Consider the following 17,645-nt stretch of genomic DNA (forward strand, 5'->3'; position numbering starts at 1 on the left):
CGACCCGCGGCCTCCGCGTGTGCGGTTTGCCGGGCGCGAGGGGCCTGTGATCAGCGATGCTGGTCGGCGTGGAGTATCCCGAACTCGCCGACCGCACCGGCCGGTTCCGCTTCGGCGCCCCGCACGCCCTGACGGTCGGTGACGACGGCGCGCGGGTCGCCTTCCTGCGCTCCGCCGGCCCGCGCGACCCGGCGGCGGCGCTGTGGGTCCTCGACGTCGCCACCGGGGCGCTCAGCCAGGTGGCGGCCGGGCCGGTCCCCGCGTACGCGGGCTCGGCGAACCTCGACGTGCTGGCCTGGGCCCACGACGGCCGCCTGTTCTCCTCTGTCGCGGGGCACATCGCCACCGCCGCGGAGGTCCTCGATCCCCGCCCTGACCCGGCCGGGCAGCACATCGGATATGTCACACCCGACGGCTCCCTGCGTGTTGTCAGCGGCTCCGACGACCAGCTGCTCGCCGGTGAGGCCGGCAGCGGCGTCTCCTGGGGTGTCCCGGAGCCCGTCGCCGCCGAGTTCGGGCGCGACCGCGGCTGGTGGTGGTCACCCGACGGCAGCCAGATCCTGGCCGTCCGCAGCACCGGTACGGCCCTGAGCCTGCACCTGCTCGACCTGCACGGCGGCTGGGTCGACGTCCACTGGGACCGCGAGACGTACCCGTACCTGGTCGGTGTGCGCTGGAGCGGCACCGGGAACGCCCTGATCACGGTGCTGCGGCGGACCCAGCAGCACGGCCTGGTGCTGTCCGTCGACCCGCGTACCGGCGAGACCCAGGTCCACGCCGAGCTGGCCGACGCACGCTGGGTCGAACCCGTACCCGGAACGCCCCGGCAGTTGCCCGACGGCCGGGTCCTCGTCGGCGGCGAGCTGGCCCACGACGGCTTCGACGCCCGCTGCCTCTTCGCCGACGGCAGCCTGATCACCCCGCCCGGCCTCTACGTCCGCCGCGTCGCCGGAGTGCTGCGCCGGCCCACCGGCGGCCCCGAGCTGATCATCGAAGGCACCGACGGCGAACCGTCCGAGCAGCACGTCTTCGCCGTCCGCACCGCGCTGGGCGGAGGCACCGCGAGCGCCCGCCGGCTCACGACCGAGCCCGGCTGGCACACCGCCACGCTCGGCGGTGACGTGCTGATCCTCGACCTCACCGTCACGCGCGGTGCAGCCAAGGTCTGCACCCTGCCGTCGCTGGCCGAGCCGCTGGTGTACCACCCCGAGCCGGTCCTGGAACGCGTCACCGACCGGCGGCTGCCGACCGGCGTCCTCTACCCCACCGGCCACTTCGACGGGACCAAACTCCCCGTCCTCCTCGAGCTCGGCGACGGGCCGGGCCACCAGCAGGTCGTCTCCGACCCGGCCCGCTGGCAGGAAAAACAATGGTGGGCCGACGCCGGCTTCCTCGTGGTCACCGTCGACACCCGGGGTACGCCCGGAGTCGCACCCAGCTTCGAGAAGGTCATCTACCGCCGGCTCGCCGACGTGGCCCTCACCGACCAGATCGACGCGCTGCACGCCCTCACCGGCAAACACCCCGACCTGGACCTGACCCGCGTCGCCGTCCGCGGCACCGGCCTCGGCGGCTGGCTCGCGGCGGCCGCCGTCCAGCGCCGCGGTGACCTCTTCCGCTGCGGCATCGCCCGCGACCCGGTCACGGACTGGTCCGACCTGCCCCCCGCGTACGCCGAGCGCTACCTCGGCAGCCGCGCCGACAACTCCGACATCTACGAGCACCACCGCGTGGACGCCTCGGCGCCGACGCTGCTGATCTCCCCCGCCGGGGGCCTGTCCGAAGAACTCACCTACGTGACCCGATTCGTGTGACCCGATCCGTGACCCGATCCGTGACCCGATCCTCGACCCGATCCGTGACCCGATTCGTGACCCGGGAGTGTGCATGACGTCAGCTCTGATCGGCCGCAGCCTGCCCATGGAAGCCCTGGCGACGACCGAGGCGGAATACCTCCAGCTCGGCGAGACCTCGGCCCGCACGGAGCTGTGGGACGGCGGCGTACTCACCTGTCCGCGAGACACACCGAGACACCAGCTGATCCTGAACGCCCTGGCCAACGCGTTGCGCGCGAACCGCACCGACCTGAACGTCATCTCGGGCGTACCGGTCCGCCTCGGCCCGGGCCGCATCGCCGTCCCCGACCTGATCATCGCCGGCACGATCGACCTCGACCAGCCCCTGGTGGAGGCCTCCTCGGTCCGCCTGGTCTGCGAGATCACGTCCCCGGCCAGCATGACCGTGGACTGGACGCTCAAGATGCACGCGTACGCCCAGGCCCGCATCCCCTGCTACCTGGTCGCCGAACCCGAACGCGGCCTCCTGCACAGCAACATGCTCTCCGCCCAGGGCTACGTCGAACAATCCGTCATGCAACTCGTCCGAGTCACCGGCCTGAACCTCTAAGCGGCGGCCAGTTGGTTTCGGCCTGAGCGTTTGGCGGTGTAGAGGCGGGCGTCGGCGCGGTCGTAGAGGTCGCGGCCCTTCTCGCCGTCCTGGCAGGCGGCCAGGCCCATGCTCAGGGTGACGCGGAGGCCCAGGGCGATCGTGTTCCAGTCGCGGGCCAGGATGACGCGGCGGATGCGTTCGGCGATCTGCGCGGCCTCCGGCTCGCCGGTGCTCAGGAACATCGCGAACTCGTCGCCGCCGAAGCGGATCGCGACCTCGTCGTGGCGGCAGTGGGAGCGCAGGATCGAGGCGATCTCGCCGAGGACGCGGTCGCCGACGCCGTGGGAGAAGCGGTCGTTGATGTCCTTGAAGCGGTCCACGTCGATGAGCAGCAACGAGCCGCCGCCCTCGACGCTGTCCATGCGGCTGTCGAACATCCGGCGGTTGCCCAGGCCGGTCAGTGCGTCCGAGGTCGCGGCCAGATCGGCCGTCGTCCGCGCGGCCTCCAGTTCGACCCTCCGGTACGCCTGACGCAGCATCGTCCGCCGGTCGAGCCGCAGCTGCCAGAGGGCACCGACGTGGCTGCGCAGGGACTCCAGCACCGTCTGCATCGCCTCACCGGGGAACTCGAGTACGGCGGTGACTGCCAGCTCGTACCGGAAAAGGAGCCGCTGGGAGGCCAGGACCGAGAGCTCCTCGGCGGCGCGGAACTCGCGGCGGGCGGCCGCGAGGTCGCCGGTGGCCCGCAGGGACAGGCCGTGGGCGAGATGCAGCAGGCGTGCCTCGTGCTGCTGGCCGGAGTCGCGCATCTTGAGCAGCAGCTCACCGACCAGGCGGAAGACGTCGTCGTGCCGGCCCGTCTTGGCGTAACCGACCGCCAGCGCGGACACGCCGATCGGGGAGTCGAGGCCCTTGTCGACCCAGAACTCCAGCAGGGCGACCGCCTTGTCGACGAGCGCGGACGCCTCCTCGATCCGGCCGACCTGCTCCAGCCGCAGGGCCCACTCCAGCCACATCTCGGCGTGCTCGAGCTCGGCGCCGGTGCGGTAGAGGTCGTCGGGTGAGTCGAACGAGTTCAGCGCCTTGTGCATGACCTCGTCGGCCAGCTCGAACAGGTCGGCCGAGCGGGCGGCGTTGCACAGCGAGGCCATCGCGGAGAAGTAGCGGATTCCCTTGTTCGGCGCGACGTCGAGCAGGTTCATGGCCCGGGCGACGTAGTGCAGGCCGTCGTCGATGCGGCCCAGGTGCATCAGCACCTCGGCGGTGTCGGCCATGATCTTGGCGTCGGTCGCCCGCGGGCCGGCCGGGCGGCTGACCAGCTCCTCGGCGATCGTGAGGGCCTCGTCGAGGCGGCCGAGGGCGCTCAGGGCGTACATGCGGCCCAGGCGGCTGACACGGCGGGTGCGGTGGTCGCCCAGGAGCAGCGTGACGGCTTCGGCCTCGTCGGCGGCGTTCAGCGTCTCGGTGTGGTGACCCCGGATCGTCAGGTCATGGACGTGCAGCGCCAGCGCGGCGTAGGGCCCGTACGGGGACACGGGCACCGGCAGGCGATTGGACTCCACGGGGGTTCAGAATCGGCTGTGGCGGGCCCGATGTGAGGACTGTCGGCGCCGTGCGGGCAGAGAATGTCGGTGGCTTCTCGTAGGGTCTCGGACATGAGCGTGGATCATTTCGACGAGGCCGGCACGGCGGTCCAGGCCGCCCTGGACGCCGGGGCTCGCTATGCGGACGCGCGGGTGATGCTGCGCCGCACCGAGACGATGAGTGCCCGTGACGGCGAGGTTGAGGACCTCAGCTCGGACGAGAGCGCGGGCATCGGCGTCCGGGCGCTGGTCGGCTCCAGCTGGGGCTTCTACGCCGTGCCGGACCTGTCCGACTCCGCCGCGCGCGCCGCCGGGCGCCGGGCCGCCGAGATCGCCGCCGCGAGCGCGATCGTCCCCGGACCCGCGATCGACCTGGTGCCGGCCGGCGCCGGGACGGCGAGCTGGGCCAGCGAGTGCGTGATCGACCCGCTGTCGGTGCCGCTGTCGACCAAGGGCGACCTGCTGGTCGCGGCCACCGCCGCCGCCAAGGACGCCGGCGCCGACCTGGCCGAGGGCATCTACCAGATCTGGGACACCCGCAAGTGGTTCGTGTCCAGCGACGGCCACCGCATCGACCAGCACATCCGGGAGTGCGGCGCGGGCATCACCGCCAGCGCCTACGGTGACGGCGAGATCCAGCGCCGCTCCTGGCCCTCACACCGCGGTCAGTACGGCACCCGCGGCTGGGAGCTGGTCGACGAGCTGGCGCTGACCGACAACGCCGCCCGCATGGCCGACGAGGCCCGGGCCCTGCTCACCGCCCCGCTGTGCCCGTCCGGGGAGACCACGCTCATTCTCGGCGGCGAGCAGCTCGCCCTGCAGATCCACGAGTCCGTCGGGCACGCGATCGAGCTCGACCGCATCCTCGGCTGGGAGGCCGCCTTCGCGGGCACCTCCTGGCTCGACCTCGACCAGCTGGGCACCCTGCGGTACGGCTCGGACCTGATGAACATCACCATCGACCCGACGATCCCGGGTGCGCTCGGCAGCTTCGGCTACGACGACGAGGGCTCACCGGCGGTCAAGCGCGACGCGGTCCGCAACGGCCGCTGGGTCGGCGTGCTGGCCGGCCGCGACTCGGCCGCGATGGCCGGCCTCGACTACGCCGGCAGCGTCCGCTCCGACGGCTGGGCCCGTCTGCCGATGGTCCGCATGACCAACGTCGGCCTGGAGCCGGGCCCGCACACCCTCGACGAGATCATCGCCGCGACCGACGACGGCGTCCTGATGGACATCAACCGCTCCTGGTCGATCGACGACCGCCGCCTCAACTTCCAGTTCGGCTGCGAGATCGGCTACGAGGTCAAGAACGGCAAGCGCGGCCGGATGCTGCGCAACCCCACCTACACGGGGATCGGCCCGAAGTTCTGGCAGTCCATGGACATGCTGTCCTCGGAGACGGTCGCCTGGGGCACGCCCAACTGCGGCAAGGGCCAGCCGGGCCAGATCGGCCACACCGGCCACCCGGCGGCACCGGCCCGCTTCACCAACGTACGAGTGGGGGTCCGGGGATGAGCGCCGAGCTGGACATCGCGGGTCGCGTGATCGAGCTGACCCGGCGGCTGGCCGGGACGGGCGCCGAGGCGGAGGCGGTCGCCGACCACTCCGCGCAGGCACTGACCCGCTTCGCCAATTCCGCGATCCACCAAAACGTCGCGGACGCGACCACCACCGTGTGGCTGCGCCTGCACCTCGACGGGCGCACGGCCGCCGGCTCGACCACGGTCACCGACGCCGACGGCCTGCAGTCCCTGGTGGAACGCACGATCGCCGCGTCCCGCCTCTCCCCGCCGGACGCCGCCTGGCCCGGCCTCACCGCACCGGCCCCGCTGCGCCCGGTCGAGGCGTTCGACGAGGCCACCGCGGCGGCCTCCCCCCGGGAACGCGCCGAACGCGTCCGTGACTTCGTCCAGGCCGCTGACGGGCTCGAGACCGCGGGCTTCTGCCGCACGGCCTACTCGTCCGGCGGCTTCGTCAACACCGCCGGCCAGTCCGTCGAAGGCCGCGCGGCCGAGGCAGCGATGGACGGCATCGCCCGCCTCGACGGCGCCGACGGCGTCTCCCGCCGGGCCAGCGAGCACCTGGCCGACCTCGACGGCGCAGCGCTCGGGGCCCGGGCCGCTGCGAAAGCCCGTGCGGGCGGCCGGCCGATCGAGCTGCCACCGGGCCGCTACGAGGTTGTCCTCGAGCCCACCGCGGTCGCCGACCTGCTGAGCAACCTGGCCACGTTCGGCTTCAACGGCAAGTCGTTCGCCCAGCACCAGTCCTTCGCCGAGCTCGGCACCCAGCAGTTCGACCCGGCCATCACCATCACCGACGAGCCCCTCGGCGCCACCCTTCCGTTCGACCTCGAAGGCACACCCCGCGACACACTCGTCCTGGTGCGCGACGGCATCACCACCGCGGTGAGCCACGACCGCACCTCCGCGGCCGAGGCCGGCGCAACATCGACCGGCCACGCGTCCGGGTCGTCCCGCTCGTGGGGCCCGATCGCCGCCAACGTCCGCCTCGCCCCAGGCCCGGCCACCGGCGCCGCCGCCGACACTGGTGACGGCCCGACGGCCGCGTCCGCCCGCGCCCTGGTCAGCGGCATCCGCCGCGGCCTGCTCATCACCGACTTCTGGTACACCCGCGTCCTCGACCAGAAAAGCCTCGTCATCACCGGCCTCACCCGCAACGGCGTCTGGCTCGTCGAGGACGGCGAGGTCACTGCGGCGGTAGGCAACATGCGCTTCACCCAGTCCTACCCGGACGCGCTCGGCCCGGGCAGCGTGCTGGGCATCGGCGCCGAAGCGATCCCGCTGCCGGACCGGTGGTCGGGCGTCCGATACACAGCCCCAGCCCTCCACCTCAAATCCTGGAACCTCACCGGCAACGCCTCCGGCTGACACCCCGCGGCGCCAACCTCACAACCCGATGCCGTCCGGCGGCGGCCTGCCGCGGCCCGGGCAAGTCGGGCCTTGCTGCTGAGCGCACTGCGCGAGAGGAGGTAGGTCCGCTGCTAGACCGACGGGCGGTCTTGGCCGTGTCCTGGCCGGCCGCGACGCGGCCGACCGGTGGGCGGGTCTCGGCCGGTCGCGGGTGGGCCGGTCCTGGCCGGTCGCGTATGCAGCTTGCAGGTGGCGGGGTGCGACCGGCGCTTGACCGGCGGGCCGGGCATTGACCGACGTGTTTCACTGGGCCGGTGAGCGCTGGATCAATGAGTGACGGGCCGCGTGACCAGCGGCCCGACTGGGATCAGTCCGCGGCGGACCCGGCCGACGAGCCGGTCACCGGTCCACCGGCGGGCGCGAGTGCGCTGCCCGACTCCAGCGCGCCCGGCTCCGGTGGGACGACTTCCGGCGGGACGACTTCCGGCGGGACGACGGCATCCCGCGGGTCGGCTTCACCGGCGGCGGCTGCCGATGAAAGCAGCCGGGCGGGCGCGACAAGCGACGAGGCCTGGGCCGACGACGCGGATGGGACCAGTGACGGCGACGGAGGCGCGGCGCCGACTTCGGGTGCGCCGGTTTCCGGAAGCCCGGCAGCCGGTTCGGGTCCCGGCCCGAGCCGCGGCCGCGGTGCCGGCGCCGGCCGGGGAGGCGGTGCGGGCCGGGGAAGCGCTGGCGGCCGGAGCGGTGCCGGGGCGGCCAGACCGCGCCGGCGCGGGATTCAGCTGACTGACGCCGATGCGGCCGACGCCGGTGGGCCCGAGGCCGACGCGCGGAAGAAGCGGCGTCGGAAGCTGTTCGTCGGTGGAATCTCCGTCGGCGCACTCCTCGTGGTCATCGCCCTCTGTGCCGGTGGCTTCGCCGTGATCAATGCCGTTTCCAGCTTCCAGGACGATGCTGCCGACGCGCGGGAGAGCAGGCGGCTTCGTGATGCCGCCTGCCTGGCGCTGGAGAGCCGGCTCAATCGGCTGGTGCCACCGGGTGCCACTGCCACGCCTCAGGCGCGGGCGGTGGCCATTCAGGACGAGAACGCCGCTGCGCGGATCTACGTTGCGCAGCTGCGGGACAAGCAGCACAGCGACTGGTGGCTGCAGATGCTCGATGCGCGGACCACGTTTGCCGAGGGGCTCGAGGCTCAGGCGAAGTCGCGTACGCCGGCTTTTTATGTTGCTCCCGAGACCCGTGATCAGGTCTCCGTGGCCGATGAGCTGGTGGACTGGTCGCCCTCGGCCTGCGGCGGAGCGATCCGGCGGCTGGCCGCTCCCGACCTGTAGCACTTGGTAAGCCTTCCCTTACACAGCAGCCAGTCGACCTTCGTTGTAACGTGTGCCACACATTGCGGACGCACACCCATCAGGCGCGCCCGCCGGCAGACGCAGGTCACTGTCAGCACCGTCAGGGAGACGTCAATGACGACGACGGCAACGAGGTCGGATCCGGGGCGTTCGCGCGCTGCGATCGCGGCGAAGACGTTGCGTACGGACCGGTGGTGGTTTCCGCCGCTGGTCACCTTCGTGGGTCTTGCCGCGTGGGTCACCTACGCGACCGTCCGTGTGTTCATGCACAGGGACTATTACGTCGATGCATATCACTATCTGACCCCGTTCTACTCACCGTGTCTGACCGACCGGTGCGTGGAGGGGGCCGCGGAGTTCGGCACCCCGCTACCGAGCTTCTGGCTCATCCCGGAGGCGGCGCTCACGCTGCCGTTCCTGCTGCTCTTCCGCCTCACCTGTTACTACTACCGCAAGGCGTACTACCGCGCCTTCTGGCTGTCGCCGCCGGCCTGTGCCGTGCCCGACGCCCACGAGAAGTATTCGGGTGAGACGCGGTTCCCGCTCGTCTTCCAGAACCTCCACCGGTACGCGTTCTACGCCGCCGCGATCATCTCGGTGATCAACACTTGGGATGCGATCGTGGCGTTCCAGTCCGGGGACAAGTTCGGGTTCGGGCTCGGCAACATCATCCTGGTCGGCAACGTCGTGATGCTGTGGGCGTACACGTTGTCCTGCCACTCCTGCCGGCACATCGCCGGTGGACGGTTGAAGCACTTCTCGAAGCACCCGGTGCGGTACCGGTTCTGGACGTTCGTGTCGAAGCTCAACGCCCGGCACATGATGCTGGCGTGGATCACGCTCGGCACGCTCGCCCTGACCGACTTCTACATCATGGCGCTCGCGGCGGGCTGGTGGCCCGACCTGCGCTTCATCAACTAAGGGCCCCCAATGACAACCCGAATCGAACGACACCACTACGACGTCGTCGTGATCGGCGCCGGTGGCGCCGGGCTGCGGGCGGCCATCGAGGCGCGGCTCGCCGGCAAGAAGACCGCCATCATCTCGAAGTCGCTGTTCGGCAAGGCGCACACCGTCATGGCCGAGGGCGGCGCGGCTGCCGCCATGGGCAACGTGAACAGCAAGGACAACTGGATGGTGCACTTCGGTGACACCATGCGGGGCGGCAAGTTCCTGAACAACTTCCGGATGGCGGAACTGCACGCCAAGGAGGCGCCGGAGCGCATCTGGGAGCTGGAGACGTACGGTGCGCTCTTCGACCGCACCAAGGACGGCAAGATCTCCCAGCGGAACTTCGGCGGCCACGAGTACCCGCGGCTGGCGCACGTCGGTGACCGGACCGGCCTGGAGCTGATCCGCACCCTGCAGCAGAAGATCGTCTCGCTGCAGCAGGAGGACTTCGCGGAGACCGGCAACTACGACTCCAAGATCCGGGTCTTCTCGGAGACGACGATCACCGAGCTGCTGCTCGACGGCAACAAGGTCGCCGGCGCGTTCGGCTACTACCGCGAGACGGGCGAGTTCATCCTGCTCGAGGCGCCCGCGGTGGTGCTCGCCACCGGCGGTGTCGGCCGGTCCTACAAGGTCACGTCGAACTCGTGGGAGTACACCGGTGACGGCCACGCGCTCGCCCTGCGGGCCGGCGCGACGCTGATCAACATGGAGTTCCTGCAGTTCCACCCGACCGGCATGGTCTGGCCGCCCAGCGTCAAGGGCATCCTGGTCACCGAGTCGGTCCGGGGCGACGGCGGTGTCCTGAAGAACACCGACGGCAAGCGGTTCATGTTCAACTACGTCCCCGACGTCTTCCGCCGGCAGTACGCGGAGACCGAGGAGGAGGCCGACCGCTGGTACAAGGACCCGGAGAACAACCGGCGTCCCCCCGAGCTCCTGCCCCGCGACGAGGTCGCCCGCGCGATCAACAGCGAGGTCAAGGCCGGCCGGGGTACGAAGGCCGGCGGTGTCCTGCTCGACATCGCCAGCCGGCTTCCGGCCGAGGAGGTCCAGCGGCGCCTGCCGTCGATGTACCACCAGTTCAAGGAGCTGGCGGACGTCGACATCACCAAGGAGCCGATGGAGGTCGGCCCGACCTGTCACTACGTGATGGGTGGTGTCGAGGTCGACCCGGATTCGGCGGCGGCCTTCGGCCACGTCGAGGGCCTGTTCGCAGCCGGTGAGGTGTCCGGCGGCATGCACGGCTCCAACCGGCTCGGCGGCAACTCGCTCTCCGACCTGCTGGTGTTCGGCAAGCGCGCGGGTGAGCACGCGGCCTCGTACACGGACGCGCTGGTCAAGCGGCCCAAGGTGACGACCTCGGACGTCGAGTCGGCGGTGGACGCCGCACTGGCGCCGCTGAGCCGAGAGGGCGGCGAGAACCCGTACCAATTGCAGCAGGACCTGCAGGCGGTCATGGGTGACCTGGTCGGCATCATCCGCCGGGAGGGTGAGCTGACCGACGCGCTGAAGCGGCTCCAGGAGCTGAAGCTCCGGGTGGCGAACGTCGGTGCGGCCGGCGGCCGCAAGTACAACCCGGGCTGGCACCTGGCCCTGGACCTGCGCAACATGCTCGTCGTCTCGGAGTGCACCGCGAAGGCGGCGCTGGAGCGGGAGGAGTCGCGCGGCGGCCACACCCGCGAGGACTTCCCGAAGATGAGCCCGCAGTGGCGGCTGCTCAACCTGGTGTGCTCGCTAGACGACACCGGCGACGTGCACCTCGAGCGCAAACCCGTACCGAGGATGCGCGACGAGCTGATCAAGCTCTTCGACCGCACGGAGCTCTCGAAGTATCTGACGGACGACGAACTGGCCGAGTACGACGCGGTAGTCGGGGAGGCGAAGTAATGGAGCGTCACTTTCGGGTGTGGCGGGGCGACTCGTCGGGTGGTGAGATCCAGGACTTCGACGTCGAGGTGAACGAGGGTGAGGTTGTCCTCGACATCATCCACCGGCTCCAGGCGACGCAGACCCCGGATCTGGCCTGCCGCTGGAACTGCAAGGCCGGCAAGTGCGGCTCCTGCTCCATGGAGATCAACGGCAAGCCGCGCCTGGGCTGCATGACGCGCATGTCCACCTTCGAGGAGGACGAGACCGTCACGATCACGCCGCTGCGGGCCTTCCCGATCATCCGCGACCTGGTCACGGACGTCTCGTTCAACTACGAGAAGGCGCGCGAGACACCGGCGTTCGCACCGCCGCCGGGGGTCAAGCCCGGTGACTACCGGATGCAGCAGATCGACGTGGAACGCTCGCAGGAGTTCCGCAAGTGCATCGAGTGTTTCCTCTGCCAGAACACCTGCCACGTGGTCCGCGATCACGAGGAGAACAAAGAGGCGTTCTCCGGCCCGCGCTATTTCATCCGCGCGGCCGAGCTCGACATGCACCCGCTGGACGACCGCGAGGACCGCAAGGAATACGCCCAGGCACATCAGGGTCTCGGTTATTGCAACATCACCAAGTGCTGCACCGAGGTCTGCCCCGAGCACATCAAGATCACTGACAACGCGATCATTCCGATGAAGGAACGTGTCGTCGACCGTCGTTACGACCCGCTGGTCTGGCTCGGCCGCAAGATCTTCCGCCGGGACCAGATGGAAAGCCCTCAGCCGGCCCGCGCCGGCGGCGGCAGTGGTGGCACCACCATGGCTCCGAGCACGCCGGAGGGCGTCACCGGGGTCGCCTCGGGCCTGAGCACCTCGGGTGCCCGCCTGCCAGAACCCCCCGCCGTGAACGCCGACGGCAGGCTCGACGTCGCGGAACTCCTGTCGCACCAGGCGGGCGGTCCGTCGCCCTTCGGTGACGACCAGGAATTCCCGCTGCCGACGGGCCACATTGCCTATCAACACCCAGAACCGGACAAAGACTGAGCTGATCGGAAAGGGCCCGCTCCGGCGGGCCTTTTTCTTTTCCCCGGTACGCCCGGACGGGGTCGAATTCAGTTCACGTCTGCGCTAAGTTCCGTCCACCTTCGAAAAGAGTGGGGACATGGCGAAGCGGATCCGGCGAGGTTTCCTGGCGGCATTTCTGGCCACGGCCGGTGTGCTGTTGTTGCCGCTGAGCGCGGCGGTCGCGGCGCCGCCGGCCAGCTACGACGAGTTGCTGGTGGTCGAGGCGCAGCCGTCGTCGACCCTTCGGCCCGGCGGCCTGCTCGATCTGAACCTGTCGGCTTCGTATTACCCCTCCGAGGTCGCTCAGCACCGGACGGTGGTGATGGAGCTCCCGGCCGGGGTCACGTTCGGCAAGGCCGACAACGACTACTCGGCCGGGCCGTGTGTGCCGGACGCGTCGGGGCGGGTCGTCACGTGCACGACCCAGGACCCGGTCGACGAGCGCCCGGCCCTCAACGCCCAGTGGTTCGTGACGGCTGAGCTGGGCGAGGACCTGCCGCCCGGCCAGAACATCACCGTCAAGACCACCCTGACGACGGAGATTCCCGACCCGGATCTGTCGAACAACGTCGGCAGCTGGGACTTCTTCATCGCCGGGCCCGTCGACATGTCCGCCACCATCAGCGCGCCGCCCGGGCCGTGGCGTGCGGGCTCCGAGTTCGACGCGACGATCACGCTGGTCAACAACGGACCGAACCGCTCACCCACCCAGCTGTACACGACGTACTCCCCCAGCACGCTGGGGCTGCAGGGCTGGCCCGACGAGTGCGAGCTCTACCGCGGCACGTGGAATTGCACCTTCCCGATGCTTGAGGCCGGAGCGACCCGCAAGATCACCCTGCGCGTCCGGGTCCCGGAGTCCGAAGCGACGTCGGTGGAGCTGAGCTCGACGATCCTCCCGACCGCGCCGGACACCGATCGGAGCAACAACGAGGGCACGTACGCGGCCGACCTGCTCAAACCGTCGACCAGCCCGAGTCCGAGCCCGAGCCCGAGTCCGACCGTGACGCCGACTGTGACGCCGACAGGCAACAGCGGCGGCTCCGCCGGCGGCGAACCGTCCCTGCCGATCACCGGTGCACCCGTCGGCGGGCTCGTCCTGCTCGCCCTGACCCTGCTGGCCGTCGGCGCCGGTGTCCTGCTGCTGTCCCACCGCACCGCTGAAACGACGGAGATCTGAGATGGCGACCCTGCTTCACCGCACCGCAGCGGCAACAGCCGCGCTGACCCTGGGTGTGCTGGGCCTCGGCGGTCCGGCCGCGGCGGCGCCACCGGCCTCCTACGACGAGACCATCGGGTTCTACAACCAGGCCGGGCGTGACGCGATCGCACCCGGCAGCTCGGTCACGTTTGTCATCACCTCGGGCTACGACTTCATCCCGCCGCAGCAGAAGAAGGTCGTGGTGGAGCTGCCCGACGGCGTCACCTTCACCAAGGCCGACAGTCCGTACGCCTCGGGCCCCTGTGTCGCGGACGCCACCGGTTCCGTGGTGACCTGCACCAACATCGTGGACCCGGCGCAGAAGGGCAGTCAGGCGAACTGGTGGGTCACGACCAAGGTCGCCGACGACGTGCCGGAGGGCACCTCGCTGACCGCGAAGGCGACGCTGACCACGGAGTTGCCGGACCCGGATCCAGCCAACAACGTGGAGAGCTGGACCTTGCTGGTCAACACCGGCGGCGACATGTCGGTGACGATCAGCGCGCCGCCGGGACCCTGGCAGATCGGCTCGAAGTTCACCGCCCGGATCACCATTCACAACAACGGCCCGTACCGGGCGATGGCGAGCATGAAGACGTCCATCAACCCCGTCGAGCTGGGAAATTCCGGCTGGCCGGCAAACTGCGGCGCGGACGCCGGCTCGAGCACGTGCACCTTCGACGATCCGATCGACGCGGGCGGATCCCTGGTCCTGGACATCAAGATCACGGTCCCCGCCCGGGCGGACGGCGACGACATCACGCTGGCCCCGGAGATCTACCCGACGGCTCCGGACCCCAACGGAGAAAACAACACGGCGAGCTACCACGCGAAGCTCATCAGGGCGACCACTTCACCGTCGCCCTCCCCCTCGCCCACCACCACGCCGGCCGTTCCTGACGACAACCAGGCCGGTGACGAGCCGTCGCTGCCGATCACGGGCTCGTCCACCGCGCCTCTGGCTGTCGCCGGTCTGAGCCTGCTCACCGCCGGAGCCGCGGCGCTCCTGCTCGCCCGCAGGCGGCGAACCCGGTAAAGCTCAGGCGCGAAGCCGGGTGATTTCCGAGCGGGCGTGCTGCACGTCGTCGGTGTCCCGTCCACCGGCCTCGGCGATCTCCTCGGCGAGGTCGTTCGCGGCGGCGAGCACATGCTTGGCACGCTGCTTCTCGCGGTGCCCGTGCTGGGCCTTGCGGTACGCGCGGCGGGTCCGCCAGCCGCCTGCCGCCGCGGTCACCTCGGCCTCGGTGAGCAGCCCGGTCTCGGTTTCGGGGGCGAGGATGTCGCGCAGCCAGCCCTGCTCCTGCGGTGCCGCGAGGCGGAACGCCAGCCACAGCAGGAGCAGGTCGGCGATCGGCATGACCACGAACCACAGCAGGAGCACCCCGACCGTGCCGGCCAGCAGGTATCCGAGCGCGCTCATGTCGTCCCAGGCGCCGTGCGCGACCATCGCCGCGAGCATCAGCAGCAGACCGCGGAGCCGGTGCGTACGCTCGCCCCGGCCGAGCAGCCACATGACGCCGGAGCAGAAGACCGCGCTGAACAGCACGTGCCCGAAAAGCCCGGAGGCGCTGCGGATCAGCACGATCTGCCACGCGGAACCGACCTGGTCGGCGCCGAAGTTCATCGCGGTGTTGTTGAAGGCGTACAGGACGTCCTCGGAGATCTGGAAGCCGAGCCCGATGTAGGCGCCGATGATGAGCCCGTCGAACGGGCTGCGTACCAGCTTGCGGGCCAGCCCGAGCAGCAGGATCAGCCCGAGGCCCTTGCCGATCTCCTCGTTGATCGGCGCGGTCAGCCCGGCACCCCAGTCGTTGACCCAGGCCTGCCCGAACGCCTTGCCGTAGAGCGACAGGAACGCCCCGTTGGCGGGCAACGCGATCCAGAAGGTGGCGGCGGCCGCACCCCACACGAACGCGGCGACCAGGAGGCTTCCGGGCTGTCGCGTGTACCTGTTGTGGTAGGCCAGCAGGACCAGCCACGGGATGGTGTAGATCGCGAACGCCAGCACCCCGGTGCCCAGCCCGACGCCGTACGCGCCGGCGCCCGAACCGTAGTACTGCACCATCTGCCAGACGCCGCCGGCAACCCCGAGGGCGTAGACCCAGAAGCACAGGTTGCGGGGCTGCAGGAGCCGGAAGGGCTCACCCCAGCCGGAGGCCTCGAGCGCAGCAGCCCGGGTCACGACCGGGCCTCCACCGAGACGCTGCGCAGCATCGCGCTGATCTGGCCGTTGTGGGCGGACAGCTGACTTTCCGCACCGCTGACCTCGATCGCCAGTCCCCGGCCGTCGGGCAGGACGTACGCCGCGATGATGCCGTCGCTGGACGTGCTGGTGTAGTTCTCCACGACACCGGCGATGCCGCCGGCCGCGTTCACGGCACCCCGGCTGCCGTCGATGGTGAACTCGGGCCGGTCGTCGGAGCGGCTCTCGTTGCGGTTGAGCTGGTCCAGCAGCGCGTTCGCATCACCGGCGAACGGCGCGACCTGGATCTGCGCGCCGACCCCGCTCCGGGCCACCGTCGCCGTGGACGACCCGGTCCCGGGTTGCACCGTGCTCGCGCCCACCAGGAGCCCGTCGATGAGCAGCCACCCCACCGGCGGGGTGACCGTCAGACCGCTGCTCAGATTGAGCCGGTCACCGGCGCGGACGACGTCGTCCTCCGCGATGTGGTGATCGATCCACGGGATGACCGCCCGCAGGACAACCGCGATCACCAGCACCACCAGCGCGGGGAGAAGACTCCGCCGATCGAGGCCCAGCCAGCGCCGCTCCACGGGTATCCAGCTGCGAGATCTCGCCATGGAGTCACTCTCACACACACGGTGATCCACCGCAGGCCAGGCGAAGGTAGGGTTCCGCGGGTGGAAATCGTGACCAGCGGGGACAGGCCCGACCTGCACGAGAAGGCCGCCGCCGCGTTCAAGGAGCGCTGGCCGGAGTTCATCTTCCACGACGCGACATCCAAGAAGTACATGAGCCGGGTCAAGCAGCACTTCGGCGGTTTCGACATCACGGTGCTCGACAACGGCGCCGTGGCTGCCGGTGGCTGGGGTGTGCCGATTCCGTGGAGCGGCGACGCCGACGACTTGCCGTCGGGCTACGACGAGGCGCTGGTCCGAGCCGTGCAGGCCCGGGAGGCAGGCATTCCGGCCACCACACTGAGCTTCATGGCCGCCGCGGTGGCCTCGGCGTATGACAAGCGTGGACTTGCCAAGACTGTCCTCCAGGAGTTGACGCGACGGGCCCACGAGGCCGGCCTCGTCCATGTCATTGCTCCGCTGCGACCGACCTGGAAGCACCGGTACCCGACGGTGTCCATGGCGGAATACGCCGCGTGGGCACGCGCGGACGGGCTCTCGATCGATCCGTGGATCCGTACGCATCAGCGGATGGGCGCACGGGTGCTCGGCCCGGCGCCGCGCTCGATGGTCATCGAGGGCACCGTCGCGGAATGGGAGGACTGGACGGGCATGGTCTTCCCGGCCACGCACGACTATGTCGTCCCGGACGCGCTGAACCTGGTCAGAATCGACGTGGATCAGGACCGCGGAGTCTACGTCGAGCAGAATCTCTGGGTTCAGCACCGCTAACCCGGCCGAAACCTGAGTAGTCGCACACACGTTCTAACCGGCGTAGAGTGGGCCGGTGAGTGTTTATCAGCCGTCGATGCTCGACCTCATGGGTGGGGCGAGCACCACGCTCGAGCCGCTGCCGGGTCGCCTCGTCCGTCATCAGTTGACGGCCGGCGCCTGGGTCGACGTGCTGTCCGGCTGGGTGCGGGGCTCCGATCCGGTTTTTGAGACGCTGCTGACCGAGGTCGACTGGCGGGCCGAGCGCCGGGCGATGTATGACGGCGTCGTCGACGTGCCGCGCCTGCTGCGGTGGTACGGCCGGGGTGAGACCTTGCCGCACGCGTCGCTGACCGAGGCCCGTGACGCGTTGTCGGCCCACTATGCCGAGGAGCTGGGCGAGGGGTTCGTCACGGCCGGCATGTGTCTCTACCGCGACGGGCGCGACAGCGTGGCCTGGCACGGTGACACGCTGGGCCGGTCCGCCCGCGAGGACACCATGGTCGCGATCGTGTCGTTCGGTTCGCCGCGCAATCTGCTGCTCCGGCCCCGGGCCGGTGGGTCCGAGACCTTGCGCTTCCCGCTGGGGCACGGCGATCTGATCGTCATGGGCGGGTCCTGCCAGCGCACCTGGGAGCACGCCATCCCCAAGACCGCAAAGCCGGTCGGCCCGCGGGTCAGCGTGCAGTTCCGCCCGATCAACGTCGCCTGAAGTCATCACCGGTGCCGGCCGGTGGGTGAGTCATGCCCGGATCCAGGTTCACCGGGATGTTTCCAGGCCATTGACAGGACGT

At 70.2% G+C, this 17,645-nt stretch carries 15 protein-coding genes; 12 read left to right on the plus strand and 3 right to left on the minus strand.

The features are described from left to right. Positions 1-56: 56 nt before the first annotated feature. The gene (locus AFR_RS38985; protein ID WP_023562345.1) at positions 57-1,814 is read left to right on the plus strand and encodes a prolyl oligopeptidase family serine peptidase; all 1,758 of its coding nucleotides are present in this window, start codon (positions 57-59) and stop codon (positions 1,812-1,814) included. A 73-nt stretch (positions 1,815-1,887) separates the two neighbouring features. Continuing rightward, positions 1,888-2,406 (plus strand): Uma2 family endonuclease, encoded by a 519-nt coding sequence (locus tag AFR_RS38990; protein WP_023562346.1) that lies wholly within the window; start codon positions 1,888-1,890, stop codon positions 2,404-2,406. On the opposite strand, the gene AFR_RS44360 is transcribed toward AFR_RS38990, so the two are convergent. Beyond that, a complete protein-coding gene (locus AFR_RS44360; RefSeq protein ID WP_023562347.1) occupies positions 2,403-3,950 on the minus strand; it encodes a tetratricopeptide repeat-containing diguanylate cyclase in 1,548 nt (515 codons plus the stop codon). The genes AFR_RS38990 and AFR_RS44360 overlap by 4 nt on opposite strands. Positions 3,951-4,049: 99 nt before the next feature. Between AFR_RS44360 and AFR_RS39000 the strand changes: the two genes are divergently transcribed. The 8 genes from AFR_RS39000 (at position 4,050) to AFR_RS39035 (ending at position 14,317) form a co-directional block, all read left to right on the plus strand. Further along, on the plus strand, positions 4,050-5,486 hold the full coding sequence (locus AFR_RS39000) for a TldD/PmbA family protein (protein ID WP_438829960.1): 1,437 nt from the start codon (positions 4,050-4,052) through the stop codon (positions 5,484-5,486). Then, entirely contained in the window at positions 5,483-6,859 is a 1,377-nt protein-coding gene (locus AFR_RS39005) for a TldD/PmbA family protein (RefSeq protein ID WP_023562349.1), read from the plus strand. The genes AFR_RS39000 and AFR_RS39005 overlap by 4 nt, the downstream gene beginning before the upstream one ends. Before the next feature lie 872 nt (positions 6,860-7,731). Beyond that, on the plus strand, positions 7,732-8,175 hold the full coding sequence (locus tag AFR_RS46510; RefSeq protein WP_148308200.1) for a hypothetical protein: 444 nt from the start codon (positions 7,732-7,734) through the stop codon (positions 8,173-8,175). A 135-nt stretch (positions 8,176-8,310) separates the two neighbouring features. Next, complete coding sequence (gene sdhC, locus AFR_RS39015) at positions 8,311-9,117, plus strand: succinate dehydrogenase subunit SdhC (RefSeq protein ID WP_023562351.1); 807 nt, start codon at positions 8,311-8,313, stop codon at positions 9,115-9,117. A gap of 9 nt (positions 9,118-9,126) precedes the next feature. Continuing rightward, on the plus strand, positions 9,127-11,037 hold the full coding sequence (locus AFR_RS39020) for a fumarate reductase/succinate dehydrogenase flavoprotein subunit (RefSeq protein ID WP_023562352.1): 1,911 nt from the start codon (positions 9,127-9,129) through the stop codon (positions 11,035-11,037). After that, positions 11,037-12,059 (plus strand): succinate dehydrogenase/fumarate reductase iron-sulfur subunit, encoded by a 1,023-nt coding sequence (locus AFR_RS39025; protein WP_023562353.1) that lies wholly within the window; start codon positions 11,037-11,039, stop codon positions 12,057-12,059. The genes AFR_RS39020 and AFR_RS39025 overlap by 1 nt, the downstream gene beginning before the upstream one ends. Before the next feature lie 118 nt (positions 12,060-12,177). After that, positions 12,178-13,260, plus strand: a complete 1,083-nt coding sequence (locus tag AFR_RS39030; protein ID WP_023562354.1) for a DUF11 domain-containing protein — start codon at positions 12,178-12,180, stop codon at positions 13,258-13,260. Position 13,261: 1 nt separating this feature from the next. Beyond that, complete coding sequence (locus AFR_RS39035; protein ID WP_023562355.1) at positions 13,262-14,317, plus strand: LPXTG cell wall anchor domain-containing protein; 1,056 nt, start codon at positions 13,262-13,264, stop codon at positions 14,315-14,317. Between the two features lie 3 nt (positions 14,318-14,320). Here AFR_RS39035 and AFR_RS39040 read toward each other — a convergent pair whose 3' ends face one another. Continuing rightward, positions 14,321-15,463, minus strand: coding sequence for a PrsW family intramembrane metalloprotease (locus AFR_RS39040; RefSeq protein ID WP_023562356.1), 1,143 nt, complete (start codon positions 15,461-15,463; stop codon positions 14,321-14,323). Then, positions 15,460-16,083, minus strand: coding sequence for a hypothetical protein (locus tag AFR_RS44365; RefSeq protein WP_148308201.1), 624 nt, complete (start codon positions 16,081-16,083; stop codon positions 15,460-15,462). The genes AFR_RS39040 and AFR_RS44365 overlap by 4 nt, the downstream gene beginning before the upstream one ends. Before the next feature lie 60 nt (positions 16,084-16,143). Between AFR_RS44365 and AFR_RS39050 the strand changes: the two genes are divergently transcribed. Next, positions 16,144-16,872 carry a hypothetical protein gene (locus AFR_RS39050; RefSeq protein ID WP_023562358.1) on the plus strand — a complete coding sequence of 243 codons (729 nt, stop codon included), beginning with the start codon at positions 16,144-16,146 and terminating at the stop codon, positions 16,870-16,872. Between the two features lie 76 nt (positions 16,873-16,948). Then, the gene (locus AFR_RS39055; RefSeq protein ID WP_023562359.1) at positions 16,949-17,563 is read left to right on the plus strand and encodes an alpha-ketoglutarate-dependent dioxygenase AlkB; all 615 of its coding nucleotides are present in this window, start codon (positions 16,949-16,951) and stop codon (positions 17,561-17,563) included. The last annotated feature ends 82 nt before the right edge of the window (positions 17,564-17,645 follow it).

It is taken from the genome of Amorphoplanes friuliensis DSM 7358 (genome assembly GCF_000494755.1).
Lineage (GTDB): Bacteria > Actinomycetota > Actinomycetes > Mycobacteriales > Micromonosporaceae > Actinoplanes > Actinoplanes friuliensis.

Bases quoted from the DNA above. Each gene is read 5' to 3' on its own strand.
- AFR_RS39055 (WP_023562359.1), top strand. From the start codon at position 16,949: ATGCTCGACCTCATGGGTGGGGCGAGCACCACGCTCGAGCCGCTGCCG.
- AFR_RS39025 (WP_023562353.1), top strand. From the start codon at position 11,037: ATGGAGCGTCACTTTCGGGTGTGGCGGGGCGACTCGTCGGGTGGTGAG.
- AFR_RS39005 (WP_023562349.1), top strand. From the start codon at position 5,483: ATGAGCGCCGAGCTGGACATCGCGGGTCGCGTGATCGAGCTGACCCGG.
- AFR_RS39035 (WP_023562355.1), top strand. From the start codon at position 13,262: ATGGCGACCCTGCTTCACCGCACCGCAGCGGCAACAGCCGCGCTGACC.
- AFR_RS44365 (WP_148308201.1), bottom strand. From the start codon at position 16,083: ATGGCGAGATCTCGCAGCTGGATACCCGTGGAGCGGCGCTGGCTGGGC.
- AFR_RS38985 (WP_023562345.1), top strand. From the start codon at position 57: ATGCTGGTCGGCGTGGAGTATCCCGAACTCGCCGACCGCACCGGCCGG.
- sdhC (WP_023562351.1), top strand. From the start codon at position 8,311: ATGACGACGACGGCAACGAGGTCGGATCCGGGGCGTTCGCGCGCTGCG.
- AFR_RS38990 (WP_023562346.1), top strand. From the start codon at position 1,888: ATGACGTCAGCTCTGATCGGCCGCAGCCTGCCCATGGAAGCCCTGGCG.
- AFR_RS39030 (WP_023562354.1), top strand. From the start codon at position 12,178: ATGGCGAAGCGGATCCGGCGAGGTTTCCTGGCGGCATTTCTGGCCACG.
- AFR_RS39020 (WP_023562352.1), top strand. From the start codon at position 9,127: ATGACAACCCGAATCGAACGACACCACTACGACGTCGTCGTGATCGGC.